This is a genomic window from Kineococcus endophyticus (assembly GCF_040796495.1).
Lineage (GTDB): Bacteria > Actinomycetota > Actinomycetes > Actinomycetales > Kineococcaceae > Kineococcus > Kineococcus endophyticus.
The window spans coordinates 189,678-205,513 of sequence record NZ_JBFNQN010000006.1 but is presented as its reverse complement, the minus strand read 5'-3'; the positions used below and the strand labels follow the sequence as shown (position 1 = coordinate 205,513).

Here is a 15,836-nt window from a genome sequence, read left to right as displayed (position 1 = left end):
GGTCCGCGCTCAGATCTCGACGGTGCCGCGCGTGGTCTCGAACGTCACCGAGCGCAGACCCGTCGCGCGCGGGCTGCCCACGACGTCGAGCCAGGTGAACTCGACACGGTCCGAGGAGAAGTCCGGCGACAGCCCCAGCCACTGGCGCACGCGAGAGCGCTGCCCGGCGATGGTGAGACCGGCCAGTCTCGTCCCCCCGGCCAGCGACAGCGCCGACGGGTGCTGGGTCTGCGGGCCGTCCCACTCGATGAGCAGGGGCAGCTGGGGTTCGGTGTTGAGGGCGGGAGCGCCGATCTGCCGCCAGCGCAGCTCGACCCCGTCGGGACGGCGGCGCACGCCCTCCTCGATGTCCTCGCCGAGCCGGTCGCGGTAGCTCTCGATGTCGTCCACGAGGACGCTCCACGCGAACCAGCCACCGCCGGCCTCCGTGCGCTCGCGCACGGCCCGCCCGAACAGCGCCTTGTCGGCGACGGGGTGGTCGAGCACCTCGACGACCTCGACGTAGGTGCCCTCGGACAGCGGGAGGACCGCGTTGCGGGTCCCGAACCGGGGGTGGGGGCCCCCCTCGACGACCCGCACCCCGAGCCGCGCCGCCAGGGACCGGGCGGTCTCGGCCAGGCCCTCCGGCCCGGCGGCGAAGCCGACGTGGTCCACGCGCATGCCGGTCAGCCTCTCAGGCCCGTTCCGCGCCGACCGCCGCGGGCTCCCCCGCGCGCGTCCCGGTGTGCGCGACCGGGTGCCCGTCCGCCAGCGCCAGCACGTCCGCCACGTCGAAGGCCCGCGGTCCCAGGCCCTCGCGCACCGACGTCGCCGCGAGCAGCTGCAGGGCCTCGTTGACGGGGGTGGGGACGTCGTGCCGGCGGCCGAGGTGGACGATCTCGCCGTTCAGCCAGTCGGTCTCGATGGAGCCGCCGCGGTGCAGGCTCTGCCAGCTCGAGGAGCCCAGGCGCTCCGTCCCGGCGACCTCGGCCGTCGCGAACCCGAGCTCGGCCAGCTGCGGGAGCGCCCGCTCGCGGGTCAGCGCGGGGGCACCGGCCGCGGCGAGGACCGCCTCGCCCTCCGTGCGGGCCCGCGACCGCAGCTCCTCCCAGCCCGGCCCGGGCCGGCACACGGCGTCGAGGGCGTTGCCGCTGTTGTCGAGCAGCTTGCCCCGCTTGGCGGCCATGACGTCGTCGCTGACGGCGGTCGCGAAGCCCGAGGCGGCCAGGTCGGCCGCGATGGCCTCGACCAGCTCGTCCCGGCCGTGGGGGTAGCGCCCGAGGACGAGGCCGCCGGAGACGGGCGTGCCCTCGGAGATGACGACACCGGGTTCGAGGTGGCTGGCCGGCAGGAACACGCAGGCCCCGACGACACGGCGGAACCACCGCAGGGCCAGCCGCTCGCCCTCGACCCCGTTCTGCGCGCAGACGACGGGCAGGGTCTGTCCGGCCGTGGAGTCCCCGACGGGGGCGGCGGCCCAGTCGGCGAGCAACCCCGCCGCGTCCTGGACCTTCACGGCGAGGACGAGCACGTCGTCGGGGGTGAGCTCGACGTCGGCCGGCGAGTTCGCGACCGGGGCGTGCAGCTCGACGGGCCCGGTCGGCGTCAGCAGCCGCAACCCCTTGGCGCGCAGACGGTCGGCGTGCGCACCACGGGCGACGAGGACGACCTCGTGACCGTGCTGCCCCAGGCGGCCCCCGAGGGTTCCGCCGATGGCTCCTGCTCCGATGACGACGTAGCGCACCGTGGCAGTCAAGCACCACCTCAGAGGTAGAACCCGGTGGGGACGGACTGACCGGGGACCTCCTCGGCGGGCGCACCCGCCGCCACCGCACCCCGCAGCAGCAGCTCGCGGCCGGGTGCCCGGGCGGGGACGAGCCACAGGAAGCCCGTCGTCGGGCACACCGCGAGGTCGGCGGCCGACACCAGGCGCGCGGTGACGAAGGACAGGGCGGACGACCCCGGCCCCACGCGCCGCAGGTGGCCCTGCAGGAGGTCCGCGACGTGGGCGCCGGCGACCACGGGCGTCTCGACGCACGCGCAGCGCGTGAACAGCCGGGCGCGGGCGCGGTGCGCGACGGCGGCCTCGCGGCGGCGTCGGCTCCGCGCACCCCGGGAGCGCACCGTCTGGGCCAGGACCGGCCCGGCGACGAGGGCGGCCACCGCGAGGACCACGCCGGCCAGCACGGCCTCCGTCGCGAGGCCGCCGGCGAGCTGCCCGCCGAGGGCCCAGGCGGCGATCCCGGTCGCGACCGTGACGGCGAGCGCCGCGGGACGGTGCTCCCCCGCCCCGTCGCCGTCCCGCAGCGACCGGTCGAGGGCCCGCGCGACGGCGCCTGCCGCGCGGTCGAACCGGGCCCGGTCGGCCGCCAGCTCGGCGGCGACGAGCGGGTGCGACGCGGTCGCCCGGGCCACGGCCAGCAGCAGGAGCCGGGCCCCCTCCCCGTCCCCGCGGGCGCGCAGCGCGGCCACGGCCTCCAGGACGGGTCCGGGGTCGGCGCTCACGCCGTGCGGGACCTCGTCGAGGAGGGAGGCGGCGTCCCGGAGGTCGGCGCAGGCCGTCGCGGGGTCCTCGCGGTCGCGGCGGGCCACGGCGGCGACCGCGGCGTGCAGGAGCGAGCGGCGGGTGCGGATGCCGTGGACGACGACGGTGCGCGTCCACATCTCGTCGGCGGTGTCGTGGTCGGCGCGGGCGGCGGCCGCCGCGGCGACGACGTAGGCGGCCGGCCAGGAGGCGGCCCACTCGGGGTTGCGCAGGCCGGCGAGCAGCCAGCGGTAGGCCCGGCCGTCCCCGGCGGCGGCGCGGCAGGCCGCCAGCAGCGCGGACCGGGGGTCCTCGGCGGGGGCGGCCGCGAGGTCGGTCAGACCCGCCCGGGCCAGCGCCTCCAGCGACCGGTCGGGCCGGCCGGCGAGCAGGTGCAGTCGTGCCTCGTCGGCCGCGAGGGCCTGCGGGTCGTCACCGGTGTCCGGCGGCCGGGCCGCGAGGAGCTGCAGCGCGACGTCCGGTTCGTCGGCCAGGTCGGCGCCGGCGGCCCACTCGACCCAGGAGCCCTCCACGTCGTGCCGGTCGAGGTCGTCCTCGTGCACGAGCCCGGTCCCGGGCGGCTCGTGGGCGACGTAGGTCACGTCCGGTCATCGACCCGCGCGCCGCACCGCTTGAGCCGCGGGGACGGTCCTCAGTGCGCGGTGCCCGCCATGAGCCAGCGCCGCACGCCGACCTCGAGCAGCGCCCCCCCGGTCCCGTCGCCCAGGGGGTCGCGGACGTCCCAGCCGTACTTGGCGTCGAACGCGGCGACGACCTCGTCGGGGTACCCGCTCGTGCGCACGGCCGCGTCCCCCTCGGCCACGACCGGGGCGTCCCCGTCGGGCAGGGCGAGGCTGACGCGCGGGTCGGCGCGCACGTTGCGCACCTTGACGCTGTGGGCCGCCGTCCCGATCCAGAAGGCACCGGCGAGGTGCACGAACCAGACGGGGGTCTGGTGCGGGGACCCGTCGGGACGCAGGGTGCAGCACCAGAGGGTGCGCTCGGTGGTCAGGCGGGCCGCGACGGTGTCGTCCACAGCCCCGAGTCTGCCGTGCCCGGTCTGTCGGAGGACGGTGGCAGCATCCGGGGCATGTCCGCTGGAGCAGTCCCTCAGCCCGTGAGCGCCGACGCGCGCGCCGACCTGCGCGCCGAGGCCGAGGAGGTCCTGCGCCGCCTCGTCGGCGACCCGGCCGCGGCCCTGCGCGAGGACCAGTGGACGGCGATCGAGGCGCTCGTGGCCGACCGGCGCCGGGCCCTGGTCGTCCAGCGGACGGGGTGGGGCAAGTCGGCGGTGTACTTCGTGGCGACGGCCCTGCTGCGCGCCCGCGGGTCCGGCCCGACGGTCATCGTCTCCCCCCTGCTCGCGTTGATGCGCAACCAGATCGCGGCCGCCGAACGGGCCGGCGTGCGGGCCGTGACGGTGAACTCGACCAACGGCGACGACTGGGGCCGGGTGTACGAGGAGGTCCGCGCGGGCGCCGTCGACGTCCTCCTCGTCTCCCCCGAACGCCTCAACAACCCGGGGTTCCGCGACGAGGTGCTGCCCCCGCTGGCGGCCACGACGGGGTTGCTCGTGGTCGACGAGGCGCACTGCGTCTCCGACTGGGGTCACGACTTCCGGCCGGACTACCGCCGGATCCGGACGCTGCTGGCCGACCTGCCCGACGGGATCCCGGTCCTGGCCACGACGGCGACGGCGAACGCGCGCGTGACGGCCGACGTCGCCGAGCAGTTGTCGGTGACGGGCACCCGCACGCTCGAGGACGTGCTGGTCCTGCGGGGTTCCCTGGACCGGGAGTCGTTGCGGCTGGCCGTCGTCCGGATGCCCACGCACGCCCACCGGCTCGCGTGGCTGGTGCAGCACCTGCCCGAACTCCCCGGGTCGGGGATCATCTACGTGCTGACGGTGTCGGCGGCCACCGACGTCGCCGCGCACCTGCGCTCGCACGGCATCGAGGCCGTCCCCTACACCGGGCAGACGGAGTCCGCGGAGCGGCTGCAGGCCGAGGACGACCTCGTCAACGACAGGGTGAAGGTGCTCGTCGCGACGAGCGCGCTCGGCATGGGTTTCGACAAGCCCGACCTGGGGTTCGTCGTGCACCTGGGGGCACCGAGTTCCCCCATCGCCTACTACCAGCAGGTCGGGCGTGCGGGCCGCGGCATCGACAACGCCGAGGTGGTGCTGCTGCCGGGCGCCGAGGACCGCGACATCTGGCGGTACTTCGCCTCGATCGGGTTCCCGGCCGAGGAGGACGTGCGCCTCGCGCTCAGCGTCCTGGCCGACGCCGGGGAACCCCTGTCCACGCAGGCCCTGGAGACGCGGGTCACGTTGCGGCGCAACCGCCTCGAACTCATGCTCAAGGTGCTCGACGTCGACGGCGCCGTCCGGCGGGTGAAGGGCGGCTGGCAGGCCACGGGCCAGGAGTGGGCCTACGACGCCGAGCGCTACGCGCGGGTCAGCGCGACCCGCGAGGTCGAGCAGCAGGCGATGGTCGACTACGTCACGACGACGGGGTGCCGGCTGGAGTTCCTGCGCCGGGCCCTCGACGACCCGGACGCAGCGCCGTGCGGGCGCTGCGACAACTGCGGGGGTTTCGACGTCCCGCTCACCGTCGACGAGGCGGCCGTGGCGCAGGCCGGGGCGGACCTGGACCGGCCCGGCGTCCCGCTGGAACCGAAGAAGGTCTGGCCCACCGGCATGAAGGGCCTGGACGTCGCGCTCTCGGGGCGGATCGCGCCGGCCGAGCAGCCCGGCGTCGGCCGCGCCGTGGCCCGGACGACCGACCTCGGCTGGGGTGGGGCGGTGCGCGAACTCTTCGCCCCCGGTTCCCCGGACCAGGAGACGCCGGTCCCTCTGCGGCACGCCGCGGCCGCCGTGCTCGACGACTGGGCGCGCGAGCTCGGGCTCGACGGGATCGTGGCCATGTGCTCGGCCTCACGCCCCCAGCTCGTCTCCCACCTGGCGGACGGTCTCGCGCGGTACACGGGGCTCCCGCTGGTGACGACGTTCCGTCTGCTCGACGACTCCCCGACGCGGACGGACGTGAACTCCGCGCACCGGCTGGCCCAGGTGGCGCGCCGGTTCGAACTCCCCGACCCCGACCTCGTCCGGGGCCGGAACCTGCTGCTCGTGGACGACCGGACCCGCAGCGGCTGGACGCTGACCGTGGCCTCCCGGCTCGTGCGGCGGGCGGGCGCGGACTCGGTGTGGCCGTTCGTGCTCGCCGACGGCGAGTGAGGGGGGCTGCGGGTCAGCCGCCGAGCCGGACGGCGGCGCGCACGGCCGTGCCGAGCAGCCGCGACGCCCCGCGGCGGGGCAGGGCCGCGATCCGGTCCGCGAGCGCCGGCAACCGGTGTGCCGTGCCGGCCTGGACGGCCGCGGCGACGAGGACGGCCGCACGCTGGTGGGTGTCCATCGCGCTGTGCCCGAGACCGGGCAGTTCGAGCAGGACCCCGTCCGGCAGGAGGTCCACCAACCGCTCGGCGACGGGCCGCGGCGTCCGCAGGTCGAGGTCGCCGGACACGACGACGGTGGGCCACGTGAAACCCGGGACGAGTGAGGGCAGGTCGTACGGTTCGCCCCGGTACGGCGGACGCGAGGCGGCCACACGGGCGAAGGCGACCTGCGGGTCCAACGGCCCGCCGTCCGGCGGCAGCCCGTACCCGAGCTGGCCGAAGCCGATGCCGGCCACGAGGTCGGGTTCGGTGACGTGGCGCACGCCCCGGCCGTCGAGCTCACCCTCGGAGAGCCGGGCGACCTGCCGCCACAGCCCCTCGAGCTTCCCCTCCGCACGCGCGCGCAGCAGCCGCAGCAGTGCCTCGGGCCCCGCGAACTCGTAGACGGTGGGGACCACGGAGGCGGCCTCGTCCGGGTCGGCGTCCACCGACCGCACCGCCGCAGCCAGCGCGGTGCCGGCGTCCCACAGCAGGCGGCGCCGGTGCGCCCGGACGGCCACGAGGTCGTCGGCCACGGACAGCAGTGGCGAGTCCAGGACCATCGCCGCGACGCGGTGCGGGTGCCGGACCCCGAACACCTGCGCCAGGTAGGTCCCGTAGGAACTGCCGTCGACGACGGCGCGCTCGATCCGGAGGTGGTCCAGGACGGCGGCCAGGTCGTCCGCCGCGGCCTCGACCGTCACCTCGGCCACCGGCAGGTCACGACCCGCGCCGTCCGTGCGGGACAACCCGATCCCCCGGTGCTCGACCATCACCGAGCCGACGCCGTGGGCGGCGGCCGTGGCGCGCAACCGCTCGTACGGCAGGACGGACGCCATGCCGGGGCCCCCGGGGACGAACAGGACCGGGACGTCCTGCACGGGACCGGAGCGGACCCACGTCAGGGGGAACGAGCGGCCCCCGGCGAGGGGGCGGGCCAGCGTCCCCCCGGTCCTGTCGCGCAGCACCCGCGCGGGCACCCCGAGTACGTCCACTCCTCCTGAACGCTCCCGGGACGCCTCAGTTCCCCCGGGCGGGCCGCTCGTCGACCTCGACCTCCTCGGAACGGACGTCGGCCTCGACCACCACCTCGCCGGGCACCGTGTCGATCCCGATGCGCACGAGCTCGACGGGGTGCACGCGCAGCGTGACCTCGGGAACCTCCTCGTGGAGCACCACGACCAGTTCCTCCACGGGCGCGGTGGGGTCCACGTCCGGGACGGGGTCATCCGGTCCGAGGGGTTCGTGGACGACGACGAGCTGCTCGACCCGCACGGGGACCTCGACGGTGCGCGTCGTCTCGACGATCCGCTTGCTGATCCGGACGCGTTCCCGGGCCACCCGCACGGTCCCGGTGCGCAACGCCTCCGCCGACAGGACCACCTCGGAGGTGGTCCTGTCGGCCGGGACGTCGTCGGGACGCTGGTTCAGGAGCGGTCCGACCCGCGCGTGGTGCGCTCGCCCGCGTCGAGGTCGATCTGCTCCTCGCGCAGCTCGGCCTGCACGGTCTCCTCGCCCTGGACGGTCTCGGTGTCGAGGCGGACCCGCTCCACCGGGACGGTCTCCTTGTCGGCGACGGCGCGCTCCTCGGTGAGGACCACCTCGTGCTCCTCCTCCGTCAGGTCTCCCCCGGACAGGGCGGCGCCCCGGTTCTCCTGCGTGATCGGTTCGCGGGTGACGCGGACCTCCTCGTGCGAGACGGGCACCGTGCGCGACACGTTCTCGGTGGTGATGTGCTTGCGCAGGCGGGCGCGGCCGCGTTCCACCGTCTCGGTGCCGACGCGCAGCTCCTCCTTGGAGCGCGTCATGGCGTCGTCGGTCGTGGGGCCCGACGTGTCGTGGCCGACGGTCTCGTGACCCACGGTGCTCCGCTCACGGGCGTCGTCCGCCAGGTCGTACCCGGCGCCGCCGGTCGCCGCGGTGCCCGTCGCGTCACCGGTCGCGGTGCCCGTGTCGCGGGCCGCCTGCCCCGTCCCGAGGCCGTAGCACCGGTAGAGCTCGTCCTCGTCGGACTCGCTGAGCTCGCGGCCCGGATCGTGGGGCGGGGCGTCCTTGACCTTCGCCTTGCCGAACGGGACGGTCAGCGTCCCGGCGTCCGCCTGCGCCTCGGCGAGCGGGATGAGGGACAGGTTGGAACCGAAGAGCCCGGTCTTGACCGACACCCACTCGGGCTGGCCGGTGCCGTTGTCGAGGTAGACGTCCTCGACCTTGCCGATCTTGTCGCCGTCGTCGGCGACGACGGTCGCCTCGTAGAGGTCCTCGGGCGTGAAGCTGTTGCGGGCCATGGTCTCCCTCTCGTCCTGCGGTCTCGGTCGCCGTGGTCGCGGCGACCTCCGCGCCCCTCCCGCCCGTTCACGGCGCGTCCAACCGTGGGGTTGTCGGCGGTTCCACGGGGTAGGGGCAGGCTGCCGGTCACCGCACCGGCGCCGTCCGTGGAGGGATTCCGCGGCGGCGACGCACCGAGGAGGAGCAGGACACCGTGGGAGAACGTCAGACCGTCATCCGTTCGCTGCACGACATCGGGCTGGCAGCCTGGTTCGGCGGTTCGCTGTTCGGGGCGGTCGGCCTCAACGGTGCCTCCGCGGCCGTGGGCGACCCGTCCGACCGCACGCACGTCGCCGCCGCCGGCTGGGCCCGCTGGGCACCCGTCAACGCGGCCGCGCTCGCCGCGCACTCCATCGGCGCCATCGGCCTGGTCAGCGCGAACCGCGGGCGCGTCGTGGCGCAGTCCGGCACCCGTGGGAACAGCGCCGTGAAGACCGTGGTGACCCTGGCCGCGATGGGCGTGACCGCCTGGTCCGGTCTGGAGGGGGCCCGCCTCGGCAAGGACTCCAAGGCGCCGGCGAACTCGGGGGTCGACCCGAACCAGGACACCCCGCCGGACGTCGCGGCGTCGATGAAGAAGCTCAAGGTGCTGCAGTGGACGATCCCGGCCCTGACGGGCGTCCTGCTCGTCCTGACGTCCCAGCAGGGTGAGCAGCAGAAGGCGTCGCAGGTCGTGAAGGGCCTGCTGCCGTCCCGTCGCTGACGCAGTGCGCCCCTCCCCGGTCCGGGGAGGGGCGCAGTCGCGTCACGGGTCGGTCGAGGGCCGGTCAGGGGAAGACGTCGCCCACGTGGACGTGGACGCGGACGCCGTCGACCTCGCCGAGCAGTTCCCGGATGGTCGCGACGACCGCTCGGCGCACCTCCTCGGCCGCGGTGGGGACGTGCGCTCCGTAGCGGACGCCGGTCTCGACGGTGAGGAGTTCGAGGTGGTCCTCCTCGTCGGTGACGCACCGGACCGCGGTGACCTCGGCCTGCGGGAGCCGGTCGACGGCCTCGCGCACGTCGGCGGTCAGGACGTCGCAGGAGACGACGAACTCCCCGCGTTCGTGCCGGCCGCGGATGGGGGCCGACGGGCGGTAGGCACGGCGGACCGTCTCGAGGAGGTTCACCCGGAAGACCTGCCACCCCGACGGGGTGTGCAACCGGAGGGCCTCGGCGGCCTGGGCCAGCAGCTGGTCCCCGGACGCCGGGGTGCCGGTGGTCGCGGGGTTCTGGTCGGGAGTCGTGGTCACCGCCATTCCTCCAGGGTCGTGGCCAGGGTGGTCCGGGAACGTTCCAGGAGACCGCGCACGGCGGTCGACGTGGTGCCGAGCACGGAGGCGACCTCCTCGTAGCTCAGTCCCTCCACCTCGCGCAGCAACCACGCGGTGCGTTGTCGCGGTGGCAGCAGCTGCAGGGCGAGTTCGAGGGCCTCGCGCAGGGCGCTCTCCACGCTGGACCGCTCGGGGTCCTCCCGCAAGTCGCGCAGCCGGTCCTGCACCTCCTCGACCGGGATGAACGGACGGCTGCCGGCGTTGGGCCAGCGGCGCAGGCGGGCGAAGGCCGCGTGCCGGGCGAGGGTGAAGAGCCAGGTGCGCAACGTGGAGTCCCCGCGGAAGGTGGGCAACCCGCGCCAGGCGGCGAGGAAGGCGTCCTGGACGCAGTCCTCGGCCTGGTCGCTGCGGTGCAGCAGGTTGCCGGCGTAGCGCAGGAGGGCGGGGCCGTGGCGGTCGACGATGAGTGCGAAGGCGTCACGGTCCCCGAGACCTGCTCGCCGGGCGAGCACGTCGTCGGGAACCTCAGCGCGTTCTGCATCCACGAGGTCTTCTCCACAGGTCTTCCCGGACGGTGGTGCGGTTGGTGCGGTTGAAGCGCACCACGTCGCCCGACACGCCGCGAGTCGAAGGAATCGGCGTGTGATACCGCAAAATCGTTGTCTAGAAGGACGTTTCGGGGTTCCCCAAACACGTGGGTAGCACCCGGATGGCCAGAACCTGTGACGCAGCTCACACGTCTCGCAGCGTGACGATTCGTCGCTCCGGCGCTCGAACCCCCTGAACCGGCTGCAGCCGAGCGGCCGGACCCCGACCGGAGAGACCAGGAGGAATCGTGTCCGACACGACCGCCACCACCCGCCCGAACGTGACCGGCACCGCCCCGGCGAACGGCAGCAGCCAGCGCTCCGGGCTGAGCAGCGACCACGGCGCCACCACCATCGCCGACACCGTCGTCTCCAAGATCGCCGGCATCGCCGCACGCGACATCTCCGGCGTCCACGCCCTCGGCGGCGGCGCCGCCCGCGCCGTCGGCGCCCTGCGCGAGCGCATCCCCGGCGGCCGCACCAACCACTCCCAGGGCGTCTCCGTCGAGGTCGGCGAGCGCCAGGCCGCCGTCGACATCGAACTCATCGCCGAGTACGGCGTCCCCATCGCCGACCTCGCCTCCGCCGTGCGCCGCAACGTCATCGCCTCGGTCGAGCGCATGACCGGCCTGGAAGTCACCGAGGTCAACCTCGAGGTCTCCGACGTCCACCTGCCCGAGGACGACCGGGACGAGGAGGAGAGCGCGCCCCGCGTCCAGTGACGCCCTGAGGCAGCTCACCTGCCGCGCCCGGGCCCGGTCGAGCAGACGGCCGCGCCCGGGCGCCACCCGTTCCACCACCACCCCATCCAGCAGAGGAGATCGTCGTGCCGAACAAGTTCTCCCAGGGCGCGAAGCGCTGGTTCGTCGGGGGTGTGGCCGTCCCGTTGAGCGCCAAGGCCCTCGACCACTTGGCCACCCGGTTGGAGCGCGCCGAGGGCAAGACGGTCCTGTCCCGGGGCCTGCGGGCGTCCGCCAAGGTCGTCGGCAAGCGCGGCTCGCGGCGGTCCGGCTCCACGGCGGGTGCTGCGGCGGACCGGTCGACGAGCGCACCGGGCTCCCGCGCCCCACGATGACCTCGTGTGCGCGCCCACCCCGGCCTCGACCCTGGTCGTCCCCGTCGACCTGACGTCGGGGCGGTTGGCGCGGCACTTCCTGGAGGAGCACTGGTGCCACCAGCACTCCAGCGCCCACCTGGACCAGGCCAAGCTCCTCTTCACCGAGCTCGTGACCAACGCCGTGCGCCACGCGGGTCCACCGATCCTGCTGGGCGTGGAGTGCGTCGAGTCCGACGGGGTCGTCCTGTCCGTCAGCGACGGGGACCCCTCGCTCCCGGTCACGACCGTCGCGGACCCGGTGGACCTCGGGGGCCGCGGCGTGCACCTCGTGGAGCTCCTCAGCCGCGACTGGGGAGTCCGGCACCACGCCCCCGCCCGAGACGACCCGCCGCACGACGGGCCGTCACCGGTCAAGACCGTCTGGTGCCGCCTCGTCCGGCAGGACCTCGTACGGTCGGACCGCGCCCACGACGGCACCGCGACGCACCGGCGCGCCACGCCGACCCCTGTGACGGCGAGCCGACGTGACCTACTCTCCCCGTGAGACCGTTCCGGACCGGGACGGACGACGAAGCGAAGGACCAGCGTGATCAACTCCGAGTCCGGCCAGGGCCCCGACGAGGCGACCGACGGCGGTCACCTCGAGGTCGACCACGAGGCCGGGCTCACCACGATCACCCTCCACGGTGAGGTGGACGCCGCCCTGGGGTCCGTCCTCGACGACCTCTGCGCCCGGGCCGGCGCCGCCGGGTTGCCCGTCCGGGTCGACCTGTCGGCGGTGACGTTCCTGGAGTCCACGGGAGCCTCGTTCCTCGTCCGGCTCACGCGGGCCGTCACCCCGCACCGCGTGACCCTCGTCAAGCCCGCGCCGCAGGTGCTCTACCTGCTCCAGGTCACCAAGCTCGTGACGATCTTCGACATCGTCGACTGAGGGCACGCAGCAGGTCAGCGCGAGGCGATCTCGCGCACGAGCTTCGTGGACGTGGCGGAGTCCGTCGTCGGCGCGTACTCCAGACCCACCGGGCCGTCGTAGCCGGCGGACGTCAGCGTCGCAAAGACCGCCGGCCAGTCCACCGACCCGGAGCCCGGTTCCCCGCGGCCGGGGGCGTCGGCCACCTGGACGTAGCGGACGAGGTCACCGGCGCGGTCCAGCTCCTCGGCCAGGTCCTCCCCCATGACGCGGGAGTGGTAGACGTCCAGCAGGATCCCGAACTGCGGTGAGTCGACCTGCCGGGCGACGTCCACGGCGTCCGCCGTGCGGTCCAGCAGGGTCCCCGGGTGGTCGACGCGGGTGTTGACCGGTTCGAGCACGAGGACGACACCGGAGCCCTCGACGAGTTCCAGCGCACGACGGTAGATCCCGGCCAGTTCCTCGTGCTGGTCGGCGCGCTTGCGGCCGCCGAAACCCGTCCCGCCCTGCACGACGATCCGCGGGCACCCGAGGTCTGCGGCGATGCGGGCCCCTTCCTCGATGCCGCGGTAGAAGTCGCCGTGGTCCTTCGGCGGGATCATGAACTGGGTACGGGGTTCGGCGAGCTGCGCCTCCAGCCGCAGCCCGGTCTCCTGCAACGCCTCCTCGAGGGCACGCAGGTCCTTCGGCTTCGCGGGGGCGTCGCGGCCGGTCGGGCCCCACATCTCCACGGACGTGAAACCCGCGGCGGCGGCGGCACGCACGCGGTCGGGGTAGTCGCCGGCCTCGGTGAAGAGGAGTTCGACGTTCGGGGCCAGGGTGTGCGGCACGGTGGTTCCTTCCAGCGTGGGGGCGGTTCGGCGGCGGAGTCGGTCAGGCGGACAGTTCGACCTCGGCGCGGGCGCGGCCACCCCCGGGAACGGGCATGTAGGAGATCCTCAGCCGTTGGCTGACCTCGACGTCGTGGACGCCGGCCGCGAGTCCGCCGGGGTGCTCCACCCGGACGGTCGCCACCTCCCCCAGTTCCCAGCGGTCGTCCACGACCTCACCCATCGCGGTCAGCGGGTAGCTGTTGCCGTGCACGGTGAACGTCGTGGCGGCGGGCTCGGCCCGCACCCCGTCGACGGTCACCGACACGTCCTCGACCATCGAGAGCCCCAGCCCGCGGTAGTACGGCATCCGCACCCCCAGTTCGTAGGCCGTGGCCCGACCGGACTCCACGACGTTGCGCAACGTCCCCGGCACGATCACGTACTTCTCGAACACGGCGGATCAGCCCTCCTGCTCTGTCGTCGGCCCGGTGGTCGGCACGCTCTCGTGACGGCTCAGCAGCCGCTCGAACATCGCGTGCTGGCGGGTGACCTGCTCGACGGAGTCCACCGGGAAGGCGTCCTGGACGTGCCGGTTCCCCTCGTACTCGCTCGACAGGCACCCCTGGTACCCGCCCTCGACGAGGACGTCGACGATGCGGTCGTAGGGGATGGAGTACTCCACGCCGTCGTCGGTCATCTCGTAGAACTTGGCCTGCACGTGGTGGGTGCGGTGCATCTGCTCGAGCAGCATCCGCGGGTCGCGCCACGTGTAGTGGGTGGCCTGGCGGGCGAGGCCGACCTCGACCGGTCCCCCGCCGCTGTAGCCGACGGTGTCCATGAGCCCGTGCACGTCCCCGTGGTCGTCGTACGTCTTCACGACCAGGTCGACGAGGTCCTTGCGGGCGCCCTCGCGCAGGGCGCGTTCGGAAGCCACGCGCGGGAAGCGTTCGACGAAGCACCCCATGTCGGGCATGAACCCCAGCGCGGGCGAGTCGAGGGCGTCCATGACCTCGAGGTGCTGCAGCACCCACGGGTGCCGGTAGTGGAACGGCGCGTGCACCTCCAGCAGGAGCCTCACGCCGGCCTCCTCGGCGTAGGGGGCGGCGTCGCGCAGCACCTCGGCGGGCGTGCTGATGATGGCCCGCAGCATCGTCGTGCCGAGGCGGACCGCCAGGTCGACGTCGCGGCGCACCGAGGCGACCTGCTCCTCGTGGGTGAGCCGGCGGCCCGGGTGGCGCAGGGTGTCGAGGAAGAAGTCGTAGGCGAGGGGACGGGTCCCGAACTCGGCCATGGTCGCGTGCCACTGCTCGACCCACGCATCGGTGACGTGCGGGAACCCCGGGATCGACTGCTCGGGGATGATCTCGATGTCGCGGGCGCCGATGCGGGCGGCCACGGCGACGGCGTCGCGGATCGTCATCGTGCGCAGGAAGAACTCCTCCTGGAACGAGTAGAGGCTGACGCCCCGGGTGATGCGGTGGGTCATCGGACGGTCTCCTGGGTTCGAGCAGGGGTTCGAGCAGGGGTTCGAGCAGGGGTTCGGTCGGCGCCCGGCAGCGTGGTCGGCCAGAGGAGGACGACGACGGCCTGCAGGGCGATGAGCACGAGCGGGACGTGCAGGTAGAGGGAACTCACGGTGCCGGTCGCCGACCCCGGCGAGGAGGGGTCGTACCCGGCCCACGCCAGCGCGTAGGCGACGGCGGCGGCACCGACGGCCGATCCGGCCTTGACCGCGAAGCTGACCCCGGCGGACAGCAGGCCCTCCTGGCGTGCGCCGGTCCGGGCTTCCTGGTGCTCGACGGCTTCGGCGACCATCGTGAACATCGACGTCATGGACAGGCCGACCGCCAGGCTGGCGACGGCGTAGACGGCGACGAACGCGCCGAAGTGCCCGACGACCGGACCGAGCCCGGCCCACGCGAGTCCGCCGACGGCCAGGGCCACCAGGTTCCCCCGGCGCAGCCCAAGGCGCCGGTAGTACCGCGGGGCGAGCAGCCCTCCGACGAGCATCGCCCCGGAGACCAGGGGCAGCAGGACCGAGACGGCCGCCGGCCGCCGCAGGACGTCGAGGGCGAAGTAGATGGTGACGGCGAGCACGAGCCCGAGGCGGACGAAGTTGAGGACTCCGTAGGCGACCGTGACGGTCCAGGCCCGGTTGCGCGGCAGGCCGCGGACGGTGGCGCGCAGGTCGTGCGTGCGCGGGTCCACGGGGAGGGTGTGCCGTTCGCGGCAGCCGGCAAAGGTCCAGGCGAAGAAGCCGACGCTGAGCACGCTGTAGAGGACCGTCGCCGTCGTCCACCCGTGCTGACCACCGCCGAGCGCGGCGACGAGGGGGGTGGTGCCGGCCGTCACGACGATCGTGCCCACAGAGGACCCCACGGCCCGCAAGGACCCGAGCCGCATCCGCTCGTCGCGGTCGCGCGTCATCATGGGCAGCAGCGCGCTGTACGGGACGTTGACCAGCGAGAAGAGGATCCCCAGCGTCAGGTACGTGACGAAGGCGTAGACGAGCTTGGCGGAGTCCCCGACGTCGGGGACGGTGAACGTCAGCACCCCCAGCGCGCCGAACGGGACGGCGGCGAAGAGCAGGTAGGGCCGGGCCCGGCCGAACCGCGAGGAGGTGCGGTCGACGAGGACGCCGATGAAGGGGTCCACGACGGCGTCGAGCAGCCGGGCGACGAGGAAGAGCGTGCCCAGCACCGCGATCGGGACTCCGGCGACGTTCGTGTAGTAGAAGAGCAGGAACGAGCCGACGAAGTTCCACGACAGGTTCGAGGCCAGGTCGCCGGCGCCGTAAGCGAACTCCTCCCGCCGCCGCAAGGGCAGCGCTGCCGGGGCCGGTGGGGCCGGAGCTGCGACGCTCCGCACCAGGGGGTGGGTCATGCTCTCCGCTCCTTCGCGCAGTACCTGACGACACTGTGCTGGCAGGAGCGGGGGAAGGGAAACAACCGTTC

Annotated in this window: 19 protein-coding genes; 6 read left to right on the top strand and 13 right to left on the bottom strand. The window is 74.2% G+C overall.

What is annotated here, in order from left to right:
- Positions 1 to 9 precede the first annotated feature (9 nt).
- The 4 genes from AB1207_RS10380 to AB1207_RS10365 are packed head-to-tail and all read right to left on the bottom strand — an operon-like array spanning position 10 to position 3,539.
- Positions 10 to 660: a VOC family protein gene (locus AB1207_RS10380; RefSeq protein WP_367638094.1), complete on the bottom strand. Its 651-nt coding sequence runs from the start codon at positions 658 to 660 to the stop codon at positions 10 to 12.
- Between the two features lie 13 nt (positions 661 to 673).
- The gene (locus tag AB1207_RS10375) at positions 674 to 1,735 is read right to left on the bottom strand and encodes a ketopantoate reductase family protein (RefSeq protein WP_367638093.1); all 1,062 of its coding nucleotides are present in this window, start codon (positions 1,733 to 1,735) and stop codon (positions 674 to 676) included.
- Positions 1,736 to 1,743: 8 nt separating this feature from the next.
- Positions 1,744 to 3,105: a hypothetical protein gene (locus AB1207_RS10370; protein WP_367638092.1), complete on the bottom strand. Its 1,362-nt coding sequence runs from the start codon at positions 3,103 to 3,105 to the stop codon at positions 1,744 to 1,746.
- Positions 3,106 to 3,155: 50 nt separating this feature from the next.
- Positions 3,156 to 3,539 (bottom strand): pyridoxamine 5'-phosphate oxidase family protein, encoded by a 384-nt coding sequence (locus tag AB1207_RS10365; RefSeq protein ID WP_367638091.1) that lies wholly within the window; start codon positions 3,537 to 3,539, stop codon positions 3,156 to 3,158.
- Between the two features lie 54 nt (positions 3,540 to 3,593).
- Here AB1207_RS10365 and AB1207_RS10360 point away from each other — a divergent pair, with 54 nt between their 5' ends.
- A complete protein-coding gene (locus tag AB1207_RS10360; protein WP_437178907.1) occupies positions 3,594 to 5,741 on the top strand; it encodes a RecQ family ATP-dependent DNA helicase in 2,148 nt (715 codons plus the stop codon).
- Between the two features lie 13 nt (positions 5,742 to 5,754).
- On the opposite strand, the gene AB1207_RS10355 is transcribed toward AB1207_RS10360, so the two are convergent.
- From AB1207_RS10355 to AB1207_RS10345, 3 genes are read right to left on the bottom strand one after another with little or no spacing between them, the layout of a single operon-like run.
- A complete protein-coding gene (locus AB1207_RS10355; RefSeq protein ID WP_367638087.1) occupies positions 5,755 to 6,918 on the bottom strand; it encodes an alpha/beta fold hydrolase in 1,164 nt (387 codons plus the stop codon).
- A gap of 40 nt (positions 6,919 to 6,958) precedes the next feature.
- Complete coding sequence (locus AB1207_RS10350; RefSeq protein WP_367638085.1) at positions 6,959 to 7,321, bottom strand: DUF2382 domain-containing protein; 363 nt, start codon at positions 7,319 to 7,321, stop codon at positions 6,959 to 6,961.
- Positions 7,322 to 7,365: 44 nt separating this feature from the next.
- A complete protein-coding gene (locus AB1207_RS10345; RefSeq protein WP_367638084.1) occupies positions 7,366 to 8,223 on the bottom strand; it encodes a DUF2382 domain-containing protein in 858 nt (285 codons plus the stop codon).
- A 194-nt stretch (positions 8,224 to 8,417) separates the two neighbouring features.
- Here AB1207_RS10345 and AB1207_RS10340 point away from each other — a divergent pair, with 194 nt between their 5' ends.
- The gene (locus AB1207_RS10340) at positions 8,418 to 8,966 is read left to right on the top strand and encodes a hypothetical protein (protein WP_367638082.1); all 549 of its coding nucleotides are present in this window, start codon (positions 8,418 to 8,420) and stop codon (positions 8,964 to 8,966) included.
- A 64-nt stretch (positions 8,967 to 9,030) separates the two neighbouring features.
- On the opposite strand, the gene AB1207_RS10335 is transcribed toward AB1207_RS10340, so the two are convergent.
- Both AB1207_RS10335 and AB1207_RS10330 read right to left on the bottom strand, forming a co-directional pair.
- A complete protein-coding gene (locus tag AB1207_RS10335; protein WP_367638081.1) occupies positions 9,031 to 9,495 on the bottom strand; it encodes a hypothetical protein in 465 nt (154 codons plus the stop codon).
- On the bottom strand, positions 9,492 to 10,061 hold the full coding sequence (locus AB1207_RS10330; RefSeq protein ID WP_367638080.1) for an RNA polymerase sigma factor: 570 nt from the start codon (positions 10,059 to 10,061) through the stop codon (positions 9,492 to 9,494). The genes AB1207_RS10335 and AB1207_RS10330 overlap by 4 nt, the downstream gene beginning before the upstream one ends.
- 290 nt (positions 10,062 to 10,351) lie before the next feature.
- Between AB1207_RS10330 and AB1207_RS10325 the strand changes: the two genes are divergently transcribed.
- From AB1207_RS10325 to AB1207_RS10310, 4 genes are all read left to right on the top strand, one after another.
- On the top strand, positions 10,352 to 10,825 hold the full coding sequence (locus AB1207_RS10325) for an Asp23/Gls24 family envelope stress response protein (protein ID WP_437178906.1): 474 nt from the start codon (positions 10,352 to 10,354) through the stop codon (positions 10,823 to 10,825).
- A gap of 104 nt (positions 10,826 to 10,929) precedes the next feature.
- The gene (locus tag AB1207_RS10320; RefSeq protein ID WP_367638078.1) at positions 10,930 to 11,178 is read left to right on the top strand and encodes a hypothetical protein; all 249 of its coding nucleotides are present in this window, start codon (positions 10,930 to 10,932) and stop codon (positions 11,176 to 11,178) included.
- A gap of 4 nt (positions 11,179 to 11,182) precedes the next feature.
- The gene (locus tag AB1207_RS10315; RefSeq protein ID WP_367638077.1) at positions 11,183 to 11,704 is read left to right on the top strand and encodes an ATP-binding protein; all 522 of its coding nucleotides are present in this window, start codon (positions 11,183 to 11,185) and stop codon (positions 11,702 to 11,704) included.
- A gap of 42 nt (positions 11,705 to 11,746) precedes the next feature.
- Complete coding sequence (locus tag AB1207_RS10310) at positions 11,747 to 12,091, top strand: STAS domain-containing protein (protein ID WP_367638075.1); 345 nt, start codon at positions 11,747 to 11,749, stop codon at positions 12,089 to 12,091.
- Positions 12,092 to 12,105: 14 nt separating this feature from the next.
- On the opposite strand, the gene AB1207_RS10305 is transcribed toward AB1207_RS10310, so the two are convergent.
- The 4 genes from AB1207_RS10305 to AB1207_RS10290 are packed head-to-tail and all read right to left on the bottom strand — an operon-like array spanning position 12,106 to position 15,765.
- The gene (locus tag AB1207_RS10305; RefSeq protein ID WP_367638073.1) at positions 12,106 to 12,900 is read right to left on the bottom strand and encodes a TIM barrel protein; all 795 of its coding nucleotides are present in this window, start codon (positions 12,898 to 12,900) and stop codon (positions 12,106 to 12,108) included.
- 43 nt (positions 12,901 to 12,943) lie between these two features.
- Complete coding sequence (locus AB1207_RS10300; protein WP_367638072.1) at positions 12,944 to 13,336, bottom strand: C-glycoside deglycosidase beta subunit domain-containing protein; 393 nt, start codon at positions 13,334 to 13,336, stop codon at positions 12,944 to 12,946.
- Positions 13,337 to 13,342: 6 nt separating this feature from the next.
- Positions 13,343 to 14,368 carry a sugar phosphate isomerase/epimerase family protein gene (locus AB1207_RS10295; RefSeq protein ID WP_367638070.1) on the bottom strand — a complete coding sequence of 342 codons (1,026 nt, stop codon included), beginning with the start codon at positions 14,366 to 14,368 and terminating at the stop codon, positions 13,343 to 13,345.
- Positions 14,365 to 15,765 (bottom strand): MFS transporter, encoded by a 1,401-nt coding sequence (locus AB1207_RS10290; RefSeq protein WP_367638068.1) that lies wholly within the window; start codon positions 15,763 to 15,765, stop codon positions 14,365 to 14,367. Before AB1207_RS10290 ends, AB1207_RS10295 begins: the two co-directional genes overlap by 4 nt.
- Positions 15,766 to 15,836: the final 71 nt, after the last annotated feature.

What these genes read in the sequence shown, in the direction of transcription:
- AB1207_RS10380 (WP_367638094.1), bottom strand. Translation starts at nt 660, where the DNA reads ATGCGCGTGGACCACGTCGGCTTCGCCGCCGGGCCGGAGGGCCTGGCC.
- AB1207_RS10360 (WP_437178907.1), top strand. Translation starts at nt 3,594, where the DNA reads ATGTCCGCTGGAGCAGTCCCTCAGCCCGTGAGCGCCGACGCGCGCGCC.
- AB1207_RS10345 (WP_367638084.1), bottom strand. Translation starts at nt 8,223, where the DNA reads ATGGCCCGCAACAGCTTCACGCCCGAGGACCTCTACGAGGCGACCGTC.
- AB1207_RS10295 (WP_367638070.1), bottom strand. Translation starts at nt 14,368, where the DNA reads ATGACCCACCGCATCACCCGGGGCGTCAGCCTCTACTCGTTCCAGGAG.
- AB1207_RS10290 (WP_367638068.1), bottom strand. Translation starts at nt 15,765, where the DNA reads ATGACCCACCCCCTGGTGCGGAGCGTCGCAGCTCCGGCCCCACCGGCC.